This is a genomic window from Methylobacterium sp. FW102-HT35C08 (assembly GCF_058790235.1).
On sequence record NZ_JBYTCL010000002.1, the window covers coordinates 6,040,376 to 6,059,130 of the forward strand.

The following is an 18,755-nucleotide window of genomic DNA, read 5'->3' on the forward strand; positions in this document are numbered from 1 at the left end:
AATCTCGCGCGTCGGCCGGTTTGTCCCGGCCGACGCGTTGTCGAACATGTCAGATCCCATCTTCTTCACCGCCGCGGGCGGCCTGACCCTCGCCGAGGTCGCGGCAGTCGCCGGCGCGACCCTCCCGGAGGGTGCAGACCCGGACTTCAGGCTCGACGGCGCCGCGCCGCTGGAGAGCGCTGGTCCCGGCGAACTCGCCTACATGGACAATGCCCGCTACGGCGACGCCCTCGCCGCCACGCGGGCGGGTGCCTGTCTGGTCTCCCCCCGCTTCGCGGCACGCTGCCCGGCGGGAACCGTCTCCCTGATCAGCCGCGATCCCTACCGGGCCTACGCGGTGCTGCTCGGCCGCCTGCATCCGGACGCGTTGCGTCCCGGCTCACAATTCGGGGCCCGCGGCATCGCACCGGGCGCCCACGTCCATCCGGACGCGCGGCTTGAGGAGGGCGTCGCGGTCGATCCCGGCGCTGTCATCGGCCCCGGCGCGGAGATCGGCACCGGTACGGTGATCGGCCCGAACGCGGTGATCGGTCCGGGCGTGCGCATCGGCCGCGACTGCGCGATCGGCGCGGGGACCACCCTCAGCCACGCACTTCTCGGCAACCGGGTGATCGTGCATCCGGGGGCGCGGCTCGGCCAGGACGGCTTCGGCTTCGCCATGGGCGCCAGCCACCTCAAGGTGCCGCAGATCGGGCGCGTGATCGTCCAGGACGATGTCGAGATCGGCGCCAACACCACGATCGACCGGGGCGCCTCACGCGACACGGTGATCGGGGAGGGGACCAAGATCGACAACCTCGTGCAGATTGCTCACAACGTCGTGATCGGGCGCCACTGCGTGATCGTGTCGGGCGTCGGGATCTCGGGCTCGACGACGCTGGAGGATTACGTCGTCCTCGGCGGCCAGGTCGGCGTCGTCGGCCACCTGCGCATCGGCCGAGGATCCCAGATCGCCGGCTCCTCCAACGTCAACCGCGATGTCCCGCCGGGCAGCCGCTGGGGCGGAACCCCCGCCAAGCCGGTGCGGGCATGGTTCCGTGAATTGACGACGCTGGCCCGTCTTGCCGAGCGCTCCGGAAAGGACGCGGCGGGCGAGGAGGCGTAGCCTCAGGATCCTGTGCCGCAGCCGGCGCAAACGCGGGTCCGGAGATCACAAGGTCTCCCGGCCCCTCCCTGAAGGCCTCCGCACTGCTTCTGAGCCTGGGGATGAGGGACAGGGCGCCCGTCCTTTCGGCGCGGCCCGGCCTCGTCCAAGTGTCAGGGACCGGGCTTGCCGCGCGCGCATGACCGGGAAGAGCTTGCGCTTTCGACGATTTCTTCCGAAGAGGGCGATCCGTCCGCCGTCGGCGGCCGGATCCCAGGCCGCCTCGGGCGGCACGTCGAGGTGCGAAATCTGATGAGTGAGGCGGCGCGCGAGACCGGCGGCGAGCTGGGCACAGCCGATATCCAGACGCTGCTGGAGCTGCTGCCGCACCGCTATCCATTCCTGATGGTGGACCGCATCGTCGAGATCGACCGCGACGAATCCTGCGTCGGCATCAAGAACGTCACCGCCAACGAGCCGCAGTTCATGGGACATTTCCCGGGCCTGCCGGTCTTCCCCGGCGTGCTCCTGATCGAAGGCATGGCGCAGACGGCGGGCGCCATCTGCTGCCGTCACATCCGGACCGACGAGCTGCGCACCAAGCAGGTGTTCTTCATGACCATCGACAAGTGCAAGTTCCGCAAGCCCGTCACCCCCGGGGACCAGGTGCGCTTCCACATGACGAAGATGAACCAGCGCCGGACCATGTGGTGGTTCCGCGGCGAGGCCCGGGTCGACGGGACGCTGGTTGCGGAGGCCGAGATCGGCGCCATGCTGGTGACGGAGTGAGCGCGCCGTTCATCCATCCGAGCGCCGTGATCGAGCCCGGCGCCGAAATCGGCGACGGGGCGCGGATCGGCCCGTTCTGCCATGTCGGCGGCGAGGTGGTGCTCGGCCGCGATTGCGAGCTTGTCAGCCATGTCGTGCTGGCAGGTCGCACCAATGTCGGTCCCCGCACCCGGATCTTTCCCTTCGCGTCGATCGGGCATCCGCCGCAGGATCTGAAGTACCGCGGCGAGGCCTCGACCCTCACGATCGGCTCCGACTGCCTGATCCGCGAGGGCGTCACCATGAATCCCGGCACCAGCGGCGGCGGGCTGGAGACCCTGGTCGGCGACCATTGCACCTTCCTGGCGAACTCTCATGTCGGTCATGATTGCCGCGTCGGCGACCACGTGATCTTCTCGAACAATGTGATGCTGGCCGGTCATTGCTCGGTGGGCGACTACGCGATCCTCGGGGGCGGGGCCGCGGTGATCCAGTTTGCCCGCGTCGGGGCGCATGCCTTCGTGGGCGGCCTCTCCGGCCTGGAGAACGATTGCATCCCGTACGGCATGGTGCTCGGCAACCGCGCCACCCTCTCGGGGCTCAACATCATCGGGCTGCAGCGCCGCGGCTTCGCGCGGGAGGACATCCACGCCCTGCGGCGGGCCTACCGCCTGCTCTTCGCCCCCGAGGGCACGCTGATGGAGCGCGTCGAGGACGTCGCGGCCACCTTCGAGTCCCACACGGCGGTGCGGGAGATCCTCGACTTCATCCGCGTCGGCGGCAAGCGCTCGATTTGCACGCCGCGCGAGGTGCCGACCCCGATCAGCGCCGCCTGACCGGCGCAGGGCATGGCGATCGCCGATCCCGCGCCCGAGGGGGCGCTTGTCCTAATCGCCGGGGCCGGCCGTCTGCCGGAACTCGTCGCCGAGTCGCTCCGCCGGGCCCGCCGGCCGTTCCGGGTGATCGCGTTGCGCGGCTTCACCGGCCGGACCCTGCGCGCCAGCGCCGACGCGACCGTCGATCTTCTCGATCTCGCGGCGACGCTGAAGCTGCTGCGCCGTTGGGGGCCGGCCATGGTCGTGCCAGCCGGCGGCGTCTCCCGCCCGAGCCCGGCCGCCATTCTCAACGCCGGCGCGGCCCTGCGCAACCGCGAGGCCCTGCGCGCCATCGCGGGCGGGGGTGATGACCGCCTGCTCCGCGCGGCCTTATCCCTCGTCGAAGAGGAGGGACACAGGGTCCTCGGCGTCCACGAGGCCGCGCCGGACCTGCTCTGCCCGGAGGGACCCATCGGCCGCCGGGCGCCGGAGGCGGAGGCATCCGCCTCGATCCGAACCGGGCGGGCCGTGCTATCGGCCCTGTCGCCCTACGATCTCGGTCAGGCGACGGCGGTCGCGGGGGACCGGGTGCTCGCCGTCGAGGGACCGGAGGGCACCGACCGGATGCTCGCCCGGGCGCGCGCCCTCGGGCGCCGGCCCTTCGGCTTCGGGCGGCCCTTGCCGGCGACCGTGCTGGTGAAGGCGCCCAAGGCCGGCCAGGACCTGCGCGTGGACCTGCCGGCGGTCGGCCCGCGCACGGTCCGGAACGCGGCCCGGGCCGGCTGCGTCGGCCTCGCGCTGGAGGCCGGCGGTACCCTGGTGATCGACCGTGAGGCCACCGCCGCGGAGGCTGATCGCCTTGGGCTGTTCGTGACCGGCTACGGGAGCGCGCCGTGAGCGCCCCTCCGTCCCGCACGATCTGGCTCGTGGCCGGCGAGGATTCCGGTGACCAGCTCGGGGCCAAGCTGATGCGGGCGCTGCGGGCGGCGGCGCCGGATCTCGCCTTCGGCGGTGTCGGCGGCGAGGCCATGGCGGAGGCCGGGTTCACGTCCCTGTTCCCCCTCGATGACGTGGCGGTGATGGGCTACCTGCCGGTACTCGCCCGGGCCCGGACGCTGCTGCGCCGCATCCGCGAGACCGCGGAGGCCGCGGTGCGCGCCCGGCCGGACGTCCTGGTGATCATCGACAGCCCGGGCTTCACCCACGCGGTGGCGAAGCGAGTGCGCAAGGCCGCGCCCGGCATCCCGATCATCGACTACGTCTCGCCCAGCGTCTGGGCCTGGCGTCCCTGGCGGGCGAAGGGTATGCGGCCCTTCATCGATCATGTCCTGGCCCTGCTCCCGTTCGAGCCGGACGCGCATCTGCGGCTCGGCGGGCCGCCCTGCACCTATGTCGGGCATCCGCTGATCGAGCGCCTGTCGGAACTGCGTCCCAACGATCCCGAACTGGGGCGCCGCGAGGCGCAGCCCTACAGCCTCGTGGTGCTGCCCGGGTCGCGCCGGTCCGAGATCGAGCGGCTGATGCCGGTCTTCGGGCAGGTGCTGGCCCAGGTCGGTCGCACGCTGCCCATCGCGGCTTCGCTGCCGGCCGTGACGCGCCACCGCGCGCTGATCGAGCGCTTGGCGGCGGATTGGCCGGTCCCGGTTCGGATCGTCACCGGCGAGGCACCGAAATACGCCGCGTTCCGCGGGGCTCGCGCGGCGCTCGCCGCCTCGGGGACGGTGACGCTGGAACTGGCGCTCGCGGGCGTCCCGATGGTCGTCGCCTACAAGGTCTCGCGGGCCGAGGAGTTCATCGCCCGCCGCCTGATTCAGGTTCCGACCATCGTGCTGCCGAACCTGATCCTGGCCGAGAACGCCATGCCGGAATTCGTCCAGGCCGATTGCACGCCCGCGCGCCTCGCGGAGTCCCTGCAGCCGCTCCTGTCTGGCGGCGCCGTCCGGGACGCGCAGCTCGCCGCGCTCGCCCGGATCGATGGCCGCATGCGGCTCGCGGCTGCGGACACGCCCAGCCGGGCCGCCGCGCGGATCGTCCTGCAGGCTGCGGGGCTGGTCGCCCCCGGACCGTGACGCTCAGCCGGCGCGGCGGCTGCAGCGGATATACGCCGAAGTGCCGCGGCTGCTCGACCAGGTCAGGTGATCGCCCTCCACCGTCAGGCGGACCTGCGAGGACCAGTGGCGGCCGCGGTCGCTGCACTCGGCCGACGTGACCCAGGCGCTCCCGCTGCGGCGGGTGTCGTGAAAGGTGCAGACCGTGCGGCCGGCCCGCGCGCGATCCTGCGTGATCGTTGCCGGAATATAGCCCCGCCGCCTAGAGCGAGACCCGCAGGCCTCGGGCGTCGGACCCCAGACGCCGACGTATTCGGCACTGATCGGGGCTGAGGCCGGAGCGGGTCGAGCGGCCGGGAGCGGCGCCGGCACGGGCGTGGCCGGCACGCTCGGCGCGGGCTCCGACTTTGTCTCGGGAGGCGTAGCCAGGGTCGGCAGATCGGGCGTATCGAGCATCACGATCCGGCTCGATGGTGCCCGCTGCGCGGCGGCATCTGCCGAGGCGGTCGCCTCGGACGGCTGCGAGCGGAAGGGCAGGTCCTCGGTCAGGTAGGCGGCGCTGTAGGCGAACAGGCCGATCCATCCGAGAATGAGCAGCGCCGGCAACGCGTAGCGACGCCCGGAACCGGAACGCGCTCCGCCTCCCGGATCGGCCAGCACCAACGCCCCCATCGTCCACCCCCCAAATGTCCGATCAGCGGCCGAAGATGCCTTTCAGGAACTGCGCCGTGCGGTTGCGCTTGCGCTTGCGCTCCAGCTCCGACGCGTCCTTGAGCCACGCGACCTGAACCACGCGTCGCTCGCCCTCGAACGGCTCGTGGCCGTGCCAGGAATTGTCGGCCCTCTGGAAGGCGAACATCGTGCCCATGGTCGGGGGCACCTCGACCGCGAATGGCTCGTAGTTCTTGCCGTCGTAGAGCACCCGCAGGCGGCCCGCGGCGGGAGCGTCCCAGGCGTCGTTCATGTAGACGAGGAGCGTCAGCACCTTCGACGGGCCGTCGGTGTGGATCGAGCCGTATTTCAACTGGCTGCGCCGCATGATCGTCGTGAGCCGCGGGCACGAGACCAGATCGATCCCGAACTTCTCGCCGAGGATCGCGGAAAATTCGTCGCTCTCCAGCTCGTCGATCAGCGCCTTGAACCGGCCCTTGAGTGCGACCTCGTCGACGGTGAGGTAACCAGGCTTGCCGATCTTGGGAAAGTCGCGCCGGATGTCGTCGATCGCGTCCGGATTGAGCACGTTGTTCCCGAGGGTATAGGCGTAGGGCTCCCGGGATACGGGCGCGGCGCGCACCGCAGAGACGTCAAGGATCGAGAGGGCGGACATCGTTGGATCCCTTGGCTCCGACGCAGGTCGACCGGCACGCCGGGCGCCGGAGACGCGTGCCGAAGGCCGTTCGCGACGCTTTGCCGGGGTCGCCCGCGCAGGCGGCCCCGGTTCGGAGTGTGCAACGCTTCGCGGCGGTCCGAAAATCTCATAATCCGCCGATTGCGGCGGTCCGACGGCGAAAGCCGTGCGGTGGCGCATTCCGGTGACAGTCTCCGGCAGCCGGCCCGTGCAGGATGGTGCGATGCCCGTGGGCTTTCTTCCCGGGTCCGTGTTGGAATCCGTTCTTGATGAGGCCTTTGGCCCTCGCTTTACTGTGCTCGCACCTTGCCGCCGTCGCGGCCGGGACGGGGGCGTTTGCGCAACCGCGCGCGCCGCGCGGATCGGTCACCGCCCGGATGAGCTGCGCGGAGGCGATGGCGTTGGTGAAGGGCGAGGGCGACGTCGTGATCGTCGCGGGGGCTGCCCCAGAGCGCTTCGTCAGCGGGCCCGGACAGTGCAGCGGCTCCGAGATCGCGGAGCTGCGCTTCGCCCCCACCCGCGACAACCCGCAATGCCCGATCGGCTATCGGTGCCGCGAGCCGGGCTTCGAGGAATGGAACTGGTAGGCGCGCCAACGGCCTAAATCGCCGCAGCGCGTCAACGTGACGAAAGTTTCACGCGACAGCGCGGGGCCAGTGCCACTATCTCGCCATCAGCCGGGGCCAAGGCCGCCGGGTTGCGCCCTTGACCGGGTGTGAACGGGACGGGGGATCGACGCGTGGCTGCACTCAGGACCGGGCTCGGAATCCAGGCCGTGCTCACGGCCGTCGCCGCGCTGATCCTGCTGGCGGTTCCCGGTATCCCGAGCCCGCCGCTCTACGTCTCGTTGGCCGGCTTCGCCATGGCGGCGATCCTGATCGCGTCCAACCGCATCTCGGCCTATCTGAAGGTCTTCGTCTCGGTCTACGGCGTCGGTTACCTGCTGCTCGCCGGGTCGAAGACCATCGCGGCGATGGGCCTGCTGCCGCCGGTGATCGCGGCGCTTCTGCCTCCGGCCTTCGCCGCCACCGGCGCCGTGGTGTTCGCCGCCATCGTGCTCGGCATCTCGTATCTCGAACCGATCCGGGCGATCACCAACATCGCCGACCCGTACTTCGCCAACCGCGACAAGCCGACCAAGGAGATTGGCCTGTTCCGCTGGTTCGGCACCACCGAGGGTCGGATCGGCCGTAACCTCGTCGCGCTCTCGATCTTCGTGAACTTCGCCGACGTCGCGCTGACGCTGCGGTTCAATTTCTTCTACCGCGACATCTACAACTCACTGCAGGAATACGACGCGAACGCCTTCTGGTACCAGCTGCTCTGGGTGTTCGTGCCGCTCGCCACGATGAACATCGCCATCGGCATGTTCGACCTGTTCGTGGATTCCTCGCTGCTGATCCGCTGGCGCACGTGGCTGACCCACAGCCTGTACGAGCGCTGGCTCGGCAACGGCACGCATTACCGGATCCCGTTCACCGACGAGGAGGCGGACAACCCGGATCAGCGCATCCAGGCCGACGTCAACAGCTTCATCGTGCAGACCACGACGCTGTCGATCCGGCTGCTCAGCCAAGCCGCACAGCTCGTCTCGTTCATCGTGATCCTCTGGACCCTGTCGCGCGACTTCGTCGTGCCGTTCACCGACGCGGTGATCCCGGGCTTCCTGGTCTGGCTGGTGATCGCCTACGCGGTTGTGGGCACCTGGCTCACCCACCTGATCGGTCGGCCGCTCATCGGGCTCGACTTCCGGCAGGAGCAGGTCGAGGCGAATTTCCGCTTCGCGCTCGCCCGCAACCGCATCTATTCCGAGCAGATCGCGCTGCTGCGCGGCGAGCGGGCGGAGGCCTCGCGACTCGCGACGCTGTTCCATAGCGTCATCGACAACTACATCGGCATCATCTTCCGCCGCATCAAGCTGATCGCCTTCACGTTCAGCTACCGGCAGGCCAGCGTGATCTTCCCGATGGTGCTGGCGGCGCCCTCGTTCTTCGCCAAGAAGATCACGTTGGGCGCGCTCCAGCAGACCTCTCAGGCCTTCGGGCAGGTGCAGAGCTCGCTGTCGTTCTTCGTGGATTCCTACACGACGCTGGCGGCCTACAAGGCCAACACCATCCGTCTCGGCTCCTTCCGCCGGGCGATGACCAAGGCGGAGGCGCTGGAGGCAGCGGGCTACGGCCTCGTGCAGGGCAACGACAGCACCGGCGACGTCACCGCGCGCGGGCTCGTCCTCGCGCTTCCGGACGGGCGGCCGATCGTCACCGCCGACGCACTGACCCTGCCGCGCGGCGGCGCAACCCTGGTCACCGGTCCGTCCGGCTCGGGCAAGTCGACTCTGTTCCGCGCGATCGCGGGGATCTGGCCCTTCGGCAAGGGCCGGGTCGACGTGCCCGCCGGGCAATCGGCGCTGCTGCTGCCGCAGCGGCCCTACATCCCCCAGGGCACGTTGCGCGGCGCCGTCGTCTACCCGAACACCGTCGATCAGTTCTCCGACGCGGCGATCAAGGATGCGCTGACGGCGGCCCAGCTGGCCCCGTTGGTGGACCGCCTCGACGAGGTCGACACCTGGGAGCGGCGGCTCTCGGGGGGCGAGCAGCAGCGCCTCGCCATCGCCCGCGCCCTGCTCGCCAAGCCGGAATGGCTGTTCCTCGACGAGGCGACCGCCTCGCTGGACGAGCCCTCAGAGGCGGCGCTCTACCGGATGCTGCGCGAGAAGCTCCCGGGCACGACGATCGTGTCGATCGGCCACCGCTCGACGCTCGAGGCCTTCCACGACCGGCGCATCATCTTGGAGCCGAAGGGCGGGGTGTTCACGCCACGGGACCAGCGGCAGCCGCTGCCGGCGGAGTAGCGGGCCCCACCAGTGCTCTTCTCCCTACGGGGAGGGGAGCCTTGTCCGGCCACTCAGCCATCCGGTCTCTTGTTGATCGACGCGGGCGCCGTGACCTCCCCGTCATCACGAGCGTAGCGACGTGACCCAGGGCAGCGCGACATCTTCGAGATGTGGCGCGACCCTGAATCGCTTCGCTCCGCTTGCAAGGACGGCGGTCGCTGCGTTTACGCCGTCCGCAACCCCGCGGCCGCCCGGGCCGCCTGCGCGATCGCCGCCGGATCCGGCGTGCCGGGTTTCACCACCCAGCTGCCCCCGACGCAGAGCACCGAGGGAAGCGCCAGCCAGTCGGGGGCGGTCGCCTCGGTGATCCCGCCCGTCGGGCAGAACCGCACCGCGCCGAACACTGCCGCGTGCGCCTTCAGCGCCTTGATCCCGCCGGCGGCCTCGGCCGGGAAGAACTTGAACCGGTCGAGCCCGTGACCCAGGCCGCGCATGATGTCGGCCGCCGTGGCGACGCCCGGCAGATAGGGCACGCCGTTGGCCTTGGCGGCGTCGGTCAGCGGCTCGGTCAGGCCGGGCGAGACGATGAATTCGGCGCCAGCCGCGAGCGCGTTTTCCAGGTCGCGGGGATTGAGCACCGTCCCGGCCCCGATGACCGCGCCCTCGACCCGGGTCATTTCCCGGATCACGTCGAGGGCGGCGGGCGTGCGTAGGGTGACCTCGAGGGCGGTGAGGCCGCCCTTCACCAGGGCCTCGGCGACGGGCCGCGCATGGGCCACGTCGTCGATCACCAGGACCGGAATGACGGGCACGGAACGCATCAGAGCGTCGATGCTGGTCAGATCGTTCATGGTCGGCACCTCCTGTGCGGTTTCACAGGCCGGCGGCGGCGAGCATCGCCGAAGCGCCGCGCTCGGCCGTGTCGGCCCCATGGCGCATGAACGCGAACAGCTCGCGCCCGGTGCCCTGTGCGGGTGCCGGTGCGACGGCCTCCGCGCGCGCGGCCAGCTCGTCGTCGCCAACCAGCACCTCCAGCAGCCCCTCGGCGGCGCTGAGACGGACGACGTCGCCATCGCGGATCCGACCGATCGGGCCACCGCCGAGCGCCTCGGGGCTCACGTGGATCGCGGCCGGAACCTTGCCCGACGCCCCTGACATGCGCCCGTCCGTGACCAGGGCGACCTTGTGGCCGCGGTCCTGCAGCACACCGAGCGGCGGCGTAAGCTTGTGCAGCTCCGGCATGCCGTTCGCCTTCGGGCCCTGGAAGCGGACCACCACCACGACGTCCCGCTCCAGCTCGCCGGCCTTGAATGCCTTGAGCACCTCGTCCTGATCCGAGAAGACCCGGGCGGGGGCCTCGATGGTCCGGCGCTGCTCCTCCACGGCGCTGGTCTTGAAGGTCGCCCGGCCGAGATTGCCCTTCACCAGCCGCATGCCGCCGTCCGGCTGGAACGGGTTCTCGGGCCGGCGGAGCATCGTGTCGTCGAGGCTCTCCGGCACGGCATCCTCGAAGACCAGCTCCTCCTCGGCGAGCTTCGGGTCGCGGGCGTGGTCGCGCAGCGACTGGCCCGCCACCGTCAGGATATCATCGTGCAGGAGGCCTGCATCGAGCAGCGCGGCCATCACGAAGCTCATGCCGCCCGCGGCATGGAAGTGGTTCACGTCGCCGGCCCCGTTCGGATAGACCCGGGCGATCAGCGGCACGGCGCCGGAAAGGCGGTCGATATCCTCCCAGTCGATCACGATGCCGGCGGCGCGGGCGATGGCCGGCAGGTGGATCGCGTGATTGGTCGAGCCGCCCGTGGCCAGCAGGCCGACCGCGGCATTCACGATCGCCTTCTCGTCGACACACAGGCCGAGCGGCCGGTAATCGTTGCCGGCCGCGCCGATCTCGGTGAGCCGGTGGATCGCCGCGCGGGTCACGGCCTGCCGCAGCTTCGTGCCGGGATTGATGAAGGACGCGCCCGGCATGTGCAGGCCCATCATGTCCATCATCATCTGGTTCGAGTTAGCGGTGCCGTAGAACGTGCAGGTGCCGGCTGAATGATAGGAGGCAGACTCGGATTCGAGCAGTTCCGCCCGGCCGACCTTGCCCTCGGCGTAGAGCTGGCGGATTCGCTGCTTCTCCTTGTTGGCGAGACCCGACGGCATCGGCCCGGCCGGGATCAGGATCGTCGGCAGGTGGCCGAAGCGCAGCGCGCCGATCAGCAGGCCCGGCACGATCTTGTCGCAGATGCCGAGCAGCGCCGCGCCGTCGAACATGCCATGGCTCAGCGCCACGGCGGTCGACAGGGCGATGGTGTCGCGGGAGAACAGCGACAGCTCCATGCCGGTCTGGCCCTGAGTGACGCCGTCGCACATGGCGGGCGTGCCGCCCGCCACCTGGGCGGTCGCGCCGCGCTCCCGGGCGAACAGCTTGATCTGGTCCGGGTAGCGTCCGTAGGGCTGATGGGCAGAGAGCATGTCGTTGTAGGCGGTGACGATGCCGATGTTCATCACCGTCCGCTCGTCGCGGATCGCCGCCTTGTCCTCGCCGGAAGCCGCGAAGCCGTGGGCGAGGTTGCCGCAGGCGAGCTTGCCGCGCCGGACCCCCGCCTCGCGCTCGCGGGCGATCAGGTCGAGATAGGCACGCCGGGTCTCGCGGGAGCGCGCCACCACGCGCTCGGTGACCGCCGCGACCTCGGGATGAAGCTCGGTCATGCTCGTTCCTCCAGGATCGGTGCCGCCGGGCGGGGCCAAGGCCGCGATTTGGTTCGGCCCGCGCAACCGCGGCGCTGGCCGGTATCTAAGGGGTGCGCCGTGGGATGTAACCCGGGGCGGGTACCGGTTGCAGCATCAGAGCGGTAGGCCGTCAAGGAAGCCCCAAGTCTTGGCGGCTCCGGTTGGCGCCTCGACTGACGCCGTCCGCAAAGTCATCACGAGCGGAGCGAAGTGACCCAGGGCAGCGCGACCCCAGACGGCGTGGCGCTACTGGATTGCTCTGATCCGCTCACAAAGACGGCAGCCTTGACGCCATTGTCTGGCGTCAGCACGCCGCGTCGGGGCTCCTTCGCGGCGTGCTACAGGGTGCGGTCGCGCTTGGAAGACGTGGCCCGTCGCTGGGCTCAATACTCCCAGAAGATCCGCTGCAACTCCTTGGTGTCGCTGGTCTTGGTGAGCGCCACGGCGGCCAGGATCTTGGCCTTGGCGGGGTTGAGGTCGTGGGCGACTACCCAGTCGTACTTGTCGTCGGGCTGCTCGGCATTGCGCAGGACGAGGCCGTCCGGCACCCGCGAGGAGCGGATGACGAGCGTGCCCTTGGACCGGATGTCCTTGAGCTTGTCGACGAGGTAGCCCGCCACCGAGCCGTTGCCGGTGCCCGCGTTGACGATGGCCTTGGCGCCCGCCTGGACCTCGGCTTCGTAGACGCCCGGGATCATGTTGCCCGAGCCGTAGACGATGCCCACCAAAGGCAGGCTGTCGATCTGGTCAATGTCGAATTCCGAGCTCGTGTTGTGGCGCTTCGACAGGGAGCGGAAGAAGTAGGTCTTGCCCTCGATCACCATGCCGAGCGGTCCCCACTGGCTGTAGAAGGCGCTGGGCACGACGTTGGTCCGCTTGGTCACGTCGCGGCCGGACTGGATGGTGTCGTTCATCGTGACGGTGACGCCCTGGCCGATCGCCTCCTTGCTGGCGGCCACCGTCACGGCGTCCAGCAGGTTGAGGGCGCCGTCCGCCGAGATCGCGGTGGAGGGCCGCATCGAGCCGACCACCACGATCGGCTTGTCGCTCTTCACTACGAGGTCGAGGAAGAACGACGTCTCCTCCAGGGTGTCGGTGCCGTGGGTGATGACCACGCCGTCGACGTCGTCCTGCTTCAGCAGCTGGGACACGCGCTTCCCGAGCTGGACGAGCTGCGCATCCGTGAAGCTCTCCGAGGCGATCTGGAAGACCTGCTCGCCGCGCACGTTGGCGACGGCGCTCATCTGGGGCACGGCGGCGATCAGCTTGTCGACCGGAACCTTGGCGGCCGTGTAGGTGGCGCTGTTGGCGGCATCCGCCCCGGCGCCCGCGATCGTGCCGCCGGTGGCGAGGATCACGACGTTCGGCTTCTTCGCCGCCGCCGCCGTGCCGGCCTCGGGCATCTCGCGGGCGAGGAGCGGACCCGCCCCGAGCGTGCTGGCCAGGGCCAGCGCGAACACCGCTCCGCGCGCGGTAAGAGCCGCGCCGCTTCGGCTTGAGAACATCGGTGATCCTCGATGGTTGAAGGAAAGCGAGTCAGACTCGGTGCCGCGATGGTAGTCGCGCTTCCGCGCGAGGCAAGGATCGTGCGGGATGCGGCCGCGCGCGGTCTCGGGATCGTTCGGCACGCTCGGGCGTTGTTAGGGGTTGCTGTCCGTTCGGAGGTAAGCCCCCATGCTGCATCTCGCCGGCCTGCTCGAGGAACTCGAGCGGAGCGAGCCCGCGCGGGCCGCGATGTCGATCCTCGAGAGCTCCCTCGCCCGCCGATCGGTCGAGGAGCAGGGCGCGTTCTGGCGCGCCATCGATCTCTACTACGTCTCGCGCAAGGCCCCGCCGGAGGCGACGGTCGCGGCGATGCTGCCGGATCCGGTTCTAACCGTCGCCCTCTGAGGCCGCCCCGTGGGAGGGGACACCGTCAGAATCGCCGCTGCCTCTTAGCGTCTGCGAGCGGCGCGAAGCTGTCCAGCAGTGCCACCCTCGCGATGGCGCGTTGCCCTGGGTTGCGTCGCTGCGCTCGCAAAAACGGGGTCGGCGAAGGAGCCCCGGAATATCCGCCACTCAGGCGCTCGCCGGCACGGCTGGCGGTAGAGTCCCGTCGCTCTCGGGCTCGCTCGCGCCGCTGCCGCGGGTCTCGGGCATCAGCATGAGGTAGAGCACGAAGCCCAGCGCCGCGATGGCCGCGAGCGCCAGGAATGCGGTGGAATAGCCCGCCGACACGATGATCACGCCAGCGAGCGTCGCGCTCAGGGATGCGCCGATCCCCTGTGCGGTCGCGACCGCGCCCTGGGCCGCGTTGAAGCGACCGCCGCCGCGGGTGAGATCGGCCACCACGATCGGGAACAGCGCGCCGTAGACGCCGGCGCCGATCCCGTCGAGAAGCTGCACGCCCACCAGCCAGAACGGGTTGTTCGACATCGTGTAGAGCACGCCGCGGAGCGCCAGGACTCCGAAGGCCGCCAGGAAGATCGGCTTGCGGCCGATCACGTCGGCCTTGGCGCCCACGAAGATCGCCACCGGCACCATCACGCATTGTGCCGCCACGATGCAGACGGCGATCAGCGAGGTCGCGTGATCCTTGCCCGACAGGTGCGTGAGGAGCTGACCCACGGAGGTCAGCATCGCCGCGTTGGCGAGGTGAAAGATCGCGCACAGCACCGCAAACAGCAGCAGCGCCCGGTTCTGCAGCAGGGTGGCGAGGCCCGATGGCTTTTCCTGCGTCTGCGCCTCATCCTCAGTCATGCCGCGGGCGAGATCGTTGTCGATGGCGTCGGCCGGCACCATCAGCATGGCGCCGATCGAGAGTGCCGCCAGCACGCCCATCAGCCAGAACACCACGACCGGCCCGAAGAAGTAGGCCAGCCCGCCCGCGACCGCGGCCGAGACCGCGTTGCCGGCATGATTGAAGCCCTCGTTGCGGCCGATCCGCTTGGCGAACATCTTCGGGCCGACGAGGCCCAGCGTGATCGCGGCCAGCGCCGGCGGGAAGATCGTCCCGGCGACGTGGGCGATCGATTGTGTCGCGGTCACGAGATAGAAGTTCGCGATGAACGGCAGGACGAGGCAGCTCGCCGTCACCGCGATCGCGCCGCCGATCACCACGGCGCGCTTGTGGTTGGTCGCGTCGATCAGCGCGCCCGCCGGCGTCTGCGCGACGAGGCCGAGGATGCCCGCGATCGTCATGACGAGGCCGGTCGTGGCCTCGTTCCAGCCCTGATCGGGGCCGCGCACCGCGATGAGATAGATGGCGAGGTAGGGGCCGAGGCCGTCGCGCACGTCGGCGAGGAAGAAGTTCAGCGCGTCCAGCCCGCGCAGGGCTTTGGTGTCGGCGGTCCGCACGCGCGCAGTCCGGGCCTGCCGGCCCCCGTCGATCCTGTCCATCGTGCCTCGATCCCCCGATCGACGGCGAGGCCCAGTACACATGATTCGCCGGCCCGCCGCGATGCTCGACGCGCGCACAGGCCTGCGGTTCCCACGGGTTGCGGGCTGCACCCCACCGCCTCAAGATTCCGTGTACCGTGAGCGGCTTAGCCCGCCTCTGAGGGATCCGAAGCGTCGGGATTCACGACATCCCCTGTCGTGTCTCCCGACAGGTCGGCGCCCGGCGTGCCGAGGCCGTAGCGCTCGATCTTGGCGTAAAGGAGCTGGCGCTGGATACCGAGGCGGCGGGCTGCCCGGGCGCGGTTGCCGTCGGCCTCGCGCAGGGCGGCCGCGATCATGGTCCGCTCCAGCCGTGCTACGGCTCCGGGCAGGTCGCCGGAGAGCCAGTCCTGAAGTGATCCGTCACCGGCTCGCCGCTCGGGCCGGGCCGCCGGCAGGTCGATGTCGTCGGCCGCGATCACGCCACAGCGCACCAGCACGGCCGCCCGCTCCACCACGTTGCGCAACTCGCGCACGTTCCCCGGCCAGTCATAGGCCAGCAGGCGGGATGCCGCGCCGCCGCTCAGGCGCTTGCCCGACGGGGCCAGGAAATGCTCGGCGAGCGGCACGATGTCGGCGAGGCGCTCGCGTAAGGGCGGCAGGTCGATCGGCACGACGTTGAGCCGGTAGTACAGGTCGGCCCGAAAACCGCCCTCGGCCACGAGCGCCGGCAGGTCGCGATGCGTGGCGGCGACGAGACGGACATCGATCCGGGTGGAACGGCCGCCGAGCGGCGTCACGACGCAATCTTGGATGACGCGCAGGATCTTGGCCTGCATGGCCGCCGGCATGTCGCCGATCTCGTCCAGGAACAGCGTGCCGCCCTCAGCCTGATGAAAGGCCCCCGCGCGGTCCGCGGTCGCCCCGGCGAAGGCGCCGCGGACGTGGCCAAACAGCTCGCTCTCCAGCTGGTCTCCCGGGATGGCCGCGCAGTTCACCGGGATGAACGGCCGCGCCCGCCGTCGCGAGAAGGCGTGGAGGGCACGTGCCACCTCCTCCTTGCCGGTGCCGGTCTCGCCGCGGATCAGCACGGTGGACGCGGTATCGGCCACGAGACCGATGGTCTTCTGCACCCGCCGCATGCTTTCGCTCGATCCGACGAGACCCGGATGGCCCGCATGCGCGGCTTGAGCGGCTTGAGCGGCCGCGTCCGGCTGGGCATGCGCCAGCATCGCGTCGAGGGCGGCGGCGAGGTCCGAGCGGCCGATCGGCTTGGTGAGATGGTCGTGGGCGCCCAGGCGCATCGCCTCGATCGTGTTGGCCGGGCTTGCGAAGGCGGTCAGGACGGTCACGGGTGGCCGATCCGGCAGCGCGCAGATCTGCTCCAGCGTGGCCATACCGTCGAGATCGCCGGGCATCCGTAGGTCGAGGAGTACGGCCGCCACCGGGCCTTCCTGCAGCCGCGCGAGCGCCTCCGAGCCGGACGCCGCCGGAACGGGCGTGTGGCCGAGGTCGGCCACGGTCTCGGTGAGGCCTTCGCGGAGGGCTCGGTCGTCGTCGACGATCAGGATGGTCGCCATGGCAGGTCCAGACAGAAGGTGGTCTCCGGCGCGTTCTCGACCAGCCTGGCTGTGCCACGATGCGCCAGCGCGATCTCGCGCACGATCGCGAGGCCGAGGCCGGTCCCGTCGGGGCGGCCCGTGACGAACGGCTCGAACAGGCTGGGGTGGATCGCGGGATCGACCCCGGGACCGGTATCGCTGACGCGAAGCCGCAGACGCATCGTTCCATCGACCGTGTCCCGCGCGGCTCCGAGGCGGACACGGCCGCCGGCGGGCGTGTGTTGGAGCGCGTTCAGCAGCAGGTTGTCGAGCGCGCGCGCGACCTGGACCCGGTCGATATGCGGGTGGTCCGACTCTGGCAGACCGTCCGACACGGTTTCGATCCGGACGTTGCGGGCGGTCGCGAGATCCTCGTGCAGGCGCGCGCATTCGGCGAGCAGCGGTGCGATCGCGGTGGGCGTCCGGTGGAGCGGCCGCGCCTGGGTCAAGTTGAGGAGGTCGCGCAAAAGCGTGTCCACTCGCGCAATCTGGCCGAGCATGGCTTCGAGGGCCAGGGCGGCCCGGTTCGAGTCACCGCTCGCTAGGGCGTTCTCGGCCTTGAGCCGCATCGCGGCGATCGGGTTGCGGATCTCGTGCGCGATGCTCGCCGCCAGCCGGCCGGCAGTGGCCAGACGCTCGGCGGCCACGATCCGCGCCCGCGCGTCCCGCAGGCGCCCGCCCGCCGCATTCAGGGCATCGACCAGACGGTCGAGTTCGCGCTCGCCGGTCGGTTCGAGCCGAGGCAGATCCTCACCATCCGGCTGGGTCGCGAGCGCGGCTTCGAGCCGCGCGATCCGGCCGGAAAATCCGTACAGGAACCATCCGAGAAAGGCCGCCGACCCGAGCACCGTGGCGGTCAGGAAGCCGAGTCCCGCCAGGAAGCGCGTGTAGGTGGGGCCGTCGTTGACGCGAGCGCGCCCCATGGTCCAGGCGGTCAGCCCGGGCTCGGGTCCGTGCAGGGGACAGCCCTGCAGCAGCAGCACCTGCGTGCGGCTCGGCCGACGTTGCGGCACCGCATGGTCGACGCGCAGCGCCTGGGCGTTCACGGCAGCGATCGTCTCACGCTCGGCCGCCGGGAGATCCGTCTTCGGTCCGGTCCCTTCGTAGGTGGGATAGGCATAGGCGATTGAACCGTCCGAAGCGCTCCAGATTCCGCCTTCGACACCTCCGAAACCGCCAAGCGCCCCCTCGACCACGTCGGCGAGGTCACCTTCCGCCGTCCGCGCGCCACGGTTGCGGACCAGCGCGGCGTATCGGTCGATGATCGCGCGACAGGCCCGCGCCACCGCGACCTCCGCCTGAGCCACCTGCACGCCGGTCGATTGATTGTAGACGCCGTACATGAGGTAGGCCGTCGCGGCCGCGGAGGTCAGCAGCAGCACCCACAGGGCAAGCAGCCGGGCACGCAGGCTGTAGGCTGTCACGGTGCCGTCCGGTCAGGCAAGCTGCGCGCTCCTCGACGGTTGTGCGCCACCTGATTCGAATGCTTAGCACCGCCCGTCGCGGCGGCCACCAATCCGTCGGCAGAAGTCGTGGACAAGCACCGGCTTCATTGAGGTAATCAATGCAACTTTACGGTGAAGCCGGCGTCCGAAATCGGGGTGCGGCGCCTAAATAGCTTCGCGACAGTGCTTGCAAATCAGCGCGGTTCTGCGCAGGTTCCGGTGGAAGATTACGCTTCTTTTTCAAAACGTGGCACAGGCGGCGACAGGGTCCGCGTGACCGCGTTCCCGGGGCAAGAGCCCGAGGGTGGACCACCCTCGCATCATGCCCGGTACCGGAGACGGACGGTGTCACACGCGCTGGTGAATCGGGATGCGCTCGACGAGCTCACGGCCGCGATCGGCCGGGACAAGCTCGTCCGTATCCTCGACCGGTTCGTCGCCAGCCTCGTCACCGCCTTCGAGGGCCCCGATTGCGGACCGGCCGAGTACGGGCGCGAGGCGCATACCCTCGTGTCCATGTCGGGCATGCTCGGCTGCACACCCCTGTCTCTGGCATGCCGCGGTCTCGAGGAGGCCGCCAAGGCGGGCGACGACATCACGGGCTCGCTGATCGACCTTAGAATCCTCCGCGACCGGACGATCACGGCTCTCCGGGACATGCGGCCCGCGGTGGAACCGTCGATCCGGCTGGCGACCGGGTAACGGGTCCGCCGCATCGCCCATCCGAACGTGACG

General features: G+C 70.1%; 17 protein-coding genes. 9 read left to right on the top strand and 8 right to left on the bottom strand.

Annotated features, from left to right (window positions below; translation table 11 throughout):
* Nucleotides 1-46: 46 nt before the first annotated feature.
* The 5 genes from lpxD (at nt 47) to lpxB (ending at nt 4,736) form a co-directional block, all read left to right on the top strand.
* Nucleotides 47-1,105 carry a UDP-3-O-(3-hydroxymyristoyl)glucosamine N-acyltransferase gene (gene lpxD / locus AC3WSN_RS28935; protein WP_492542650.1) on the top strand — a complete coding sequence of 353 codons (1,059 nt, stop codon included), beginning with the start codon at nt 47-49 and terminating at the stop codon, nt 1,103-1,105.
* Nucleotides 1,106-1,396: 291 nt separating this feature from the next.
* Entirely contained in the window at nt 1,397-1,873 is a 477-nt protein-coding gene (fabZ, locus tag AC3WSN_RS28940) for a 3-hydroxyacyl-ACP dehydratase FabZ (RefSeq protein WP_192706618.1), read from the top strand.
* The gene (gene lpxA / locus AC3WSN_RS28945; RefSeq protein ID WP_192706619.1) at nt 1,870-2,688 is read left to right on the top strand and encodes an acyl-ACP--UDP-N-acetylglucosamine O-acyltransferase; all 819 of its coding nucleotides are present in this window, start codon (nt 1,870-1,872) and stop codon (nt 2,686-2,688) included. The genes fabZ and lpxA overlap by 4 nt, the downstream gene beginning before the upstream one ends.
* Nucleotides 2,689-2,700: 12 nt before the next feature.
* Nucleotides 2,701-3,564 (top strand): LpxI family protein, encoded by an 864-nt coding sequence (locus tag AC3WSN_RS28950; RefSeq protein WP_492542652.1) that lies wholly within the window; start codon nt 2,701-2,703, stop codon nt 3,562-3,564.
* Entirely contained in the window at nt 3,561-4,736 is a 1,176-nt protein-coding gene (gene lpxB / locus AC3WSN_RS28955; protein ID WP_492542654.1) for a lipid-A-disaccharide synthase, read from the top strand. Before AC3WSN_RS28950 ends, lpxB begins: the two co-directional genes overlap by 4 nt.
* Before the next feature lie 3 nt (nt 4,737-4,739).
* On the opposite strand, the gene AC3WSN_RS28960 is transcribed toward lpxB, so the two are convergent.
* The gene (locus AC3WSN_RS28960; protein ID WP_492542656.1) at nt 4,740-5,387 is read right to left on the bottom strand and encodes a peptidase inhibitor family I36 protein; all 648 of its coding nucleotides are present in this window, start codon (nt 5,385-5,387) and stop codon (nt 4,740-4,742) included.
* A 22-nt stretch (nt 5,388-5,409) separates the two neighbouring features.
* Nucleotides 5,410-6,042 carry a 2OG-Fe(II) oxygenase gene (locus AC3WSN_RS28965; RefSeq protein WP_492542658.1) on the bottom strand — a complete coding sequence of 211 codons (633 nt, stop codon included), beginning with the start codon at nt 6,040-6,042 and terminating at the stop codon, nt 5,410-5,412.
* Between the two features lie 398 nt (nt 6,043-6,440).
* Here AC3WSN_RS28965 and AC3WSN_RS28970 point away from each other — a divergent pair, with 398 nt between their 5' ends.
* Both AC3WSN_RS28970 and AC3WSN_RS28975 read left to right on the top strand, forming a co-directional pair.
* The gene (locus AC3WSN_RS28970; protein ID WP_492542660.1) at nt 6,441-6,650 is read left to right on the top strand and encodes a hypothetical protein; all 210 of its coding nucleotides are present in this window, start codon (nt 6,441-6,443) and stop codon (nt 6,648-6,650) included.
* A gap of 152 nt (nt 6,651-6,802) precedes the next feature.
* A complete protein-coding gene (locus tag AC3WSN_RS28975; RefSeq protein ID WP_492542662.1) occupies nt 6,803-8,914 on the top strand; it encodes an ABC transporter ATP-binding protein/permease in 2,112 nt (703 codons plus the stop codon).
* A 206-nt stretch (nt 8,915-9,120) separates the two neighbouring features.
* On the opposite strand, the gene eda is transcribed toward AC3WSN_RS28975, so the two are convergent.
* From eda to AC3WSN_RS28990, 3 genes are all read right to left on the bottom strand, one after another.
* Complete coding sequence (gene eda / locus AC3WSN_RS28980; RefSeq protein WP_492542664.1) at nt 9,121-9,747, bottom strand: bifunctional 4-hydroxy-2-oxoglutarate aldolase/2-dehydro-3-deoxy-phosphogluconate aldolase; 627 nt, start codon at nt 9,745-9,747, stop codon at nt 9,121-9,123.
* Between the two features lie 22 nt (nt 9,748-9,769).
* Nucleotides 9,770-11,596 carry a phosphogluconate dehydratase gene (gene edd / locus AC3WSN_RS28985; protein ID WP_492542666.1) on the bottom strand — a complete coding sequence of 609 codons (1,827 nt, stop codon included), beginning with the start codon at nt 11,594-11,596 and terminating at the stop codon, nt 9,770-9,772.
* 404 nt (nt 11,597-12,000) lie between these two features.
* Nucleotides 12,001-13,122, bottom strand: a complete 1,122-nt coding sequence (locus tag AC3WSN_RS28990) for a type II asparaginase (RefSeq protein ID WP_492542668.1) — start codon at nt 13,120-13,122, stop codon at nt 12,001-12,003.
* Between the two features lie 169 nt (nt 13,123-13,291).
* On the opposite strand from AC3WSN_RS28990, the gene AC3WSN_RS28995 reads away from it, so the two are divergent.
* Nucleotides 13,292-13,507, top strand: coding sequence for a hypothetical protein (locus AC3WSN_RS28995; RefSeq protein WP_492542670.1), 216 nt, complete (start codon nt 13,292-13,294; stop codon nt 13,505-13,507).
* A gap of 168 nt (nt 13,508-13,675) precedes the next feature.
* Here the strand turns inward: AC3WSN_RS28995 and AC3WSN_RS29000 are convergent, their stop codons facing one another.
* The 3 genes from AC3WSN_RS29000 to AC3WSN_RS29010 all read right to left on the bottom strand — a co-directional run bounded on the left by AC3WSN_RS29000 (nt 13,676) and on the right by AC3WSN_RS29010 (nt 17,999).
* A complete protein-coding gene (locus AC3WSN_RS29000) occupies nt 13,676-14,995 on the bottom strand; it encodes an MFS transporter (protein ID WP_492542672.1) in 1,320 nt (439 codons plus the stop codon).
* A gap of 146 nt (nt 14,996-15,141) precedes the next feature.
* The gene (locus tag AC3WSN_RS29005) at nt 15,142-16,554 is read right to left on the bottom strand and encodes a sigma-54-dependent transcriptional regulator (RefSeq protein ID WP_492542674.1); all 1,413 of its coding nucleotides are present in this window, start codon (nt 16,552-16,554) and stop codon (nt 15,142-15,144) included.
* Nucleotides 16,539-17,999, bottom strand: a complete 1,461-nt coding sequence (locus tag AC3WSN_RS29010) for a sensor histidine kinase (protein WP_492542676.1) — start codon at nt 17,997-17,999, stop codon at nt 16,539-16,541. The genes AC3WSN_RS29005 and AC3WSN_RS29010 overlap by 16 nt, the downstream gene beginning before the upstream one ends.
* Before the next feature lie 366 nt (nt 18,000-18,365).
* On the opposite strand from AC3WSN_RS29010, the gene AC3WSN_RS29015 reads away from it, so the two are divergent.
* Nucleotides 18,366-18,722 (top strand): Hpt domain-containing protein, encoded by a 357-nt coding sequence (locus tag AC3WSN_RS29015; RefSeq protein WP_238194119.1) that lies wholly within the window; start codon nt 18,366-18,368, stop codon nt 18,720-18,722.
* Nucleotides 18,723-18,755: the final 33 nt, after the last annotated feature.

Coding starts and splice junctions, on each gene's coding strand:
- lpxD (WP_492542650.1), top strand. CDS start 47: ATGTCAGATCCCATCTTCTTCACCGCCGCGGGCGGCCTGACCCTCGCC.
- fabZ (WP_192706618.1), top strand. CDS start 1,397: ATGAGTGAGGCGGCGCGCGAGACCGGCGGCGAGCTGGGCACAGCCGAT.
- AC3WSN_RS28950 (WP_492542652.1), top strand. CDS start 2,701: ATGGCGATCGCCGATCCCGCGCCCGAGGGGGCGCTTGTCCTAATCGCC.
- AC3WSN_RS28960 (WP_492542656.1), bottom strand. CDS start 5,387: ATGGGGGCGTTGGTGCTGGCCGATCCGGGAGGCGGAGCGCGTTCCGGT.
- AC3WSN_RS28965 (WP_492542658.1), bottom strand. CDS start 6,042: ATGTCCGCCCTCTCGATCCTTGACGTCTCTGCGGTGCGCGCCGCGCCC.
- AC3WSN_RS28970 (WP_492542660.1), top strand. CDS start 6,441: ATGAGCTGCGCGGAGGCGATGGCGTTGGTGAAGGGCGAGGGCGACGTC.
- eda (WP_492542664.1), bottom strand. CDS start 9,747: ATGAACGATCTGACCAGCATCGACGCTCTGATGCGTTCCGTGCCCGTC.
- edd (WP_492542666.1), bottom strand. CDS start 11,596: ATGACCGAGCTTCATCCCGAGGTCGCGGCGGTCACCGAGCGCGTGGTG.
- AC3WSN_RS28990 (WP_492542668.1), bottom strand. CDS start 13,122: ATGTTCTCAAGCCGAAGCGGCGCGGCTCTTACCGCGCGCGGAGCGGTG.
- AC3WSN_RS28995 (WP_492542670.1), top strand. CDS start 13,292: ATGCTGCATCTCGCCGGCCTGCTCGAGGAACTCGAGCGGAGCGAGCCC.
- AC3WSN_RS29000 (WP_492542672.1), bottom strand. CDS start 14,995: ATGGACAGGATCGACGGGGGCCGGCAGGCCCGGACTGCGCGCGTGCGG.
- AC3WSN_RS29005 (WP_492542674.1), bottom strand. CDS start 16,554: ATGGCGACCATCCTGATCGTCGACGACGACCGAGCCCTCCGCGAAGGC.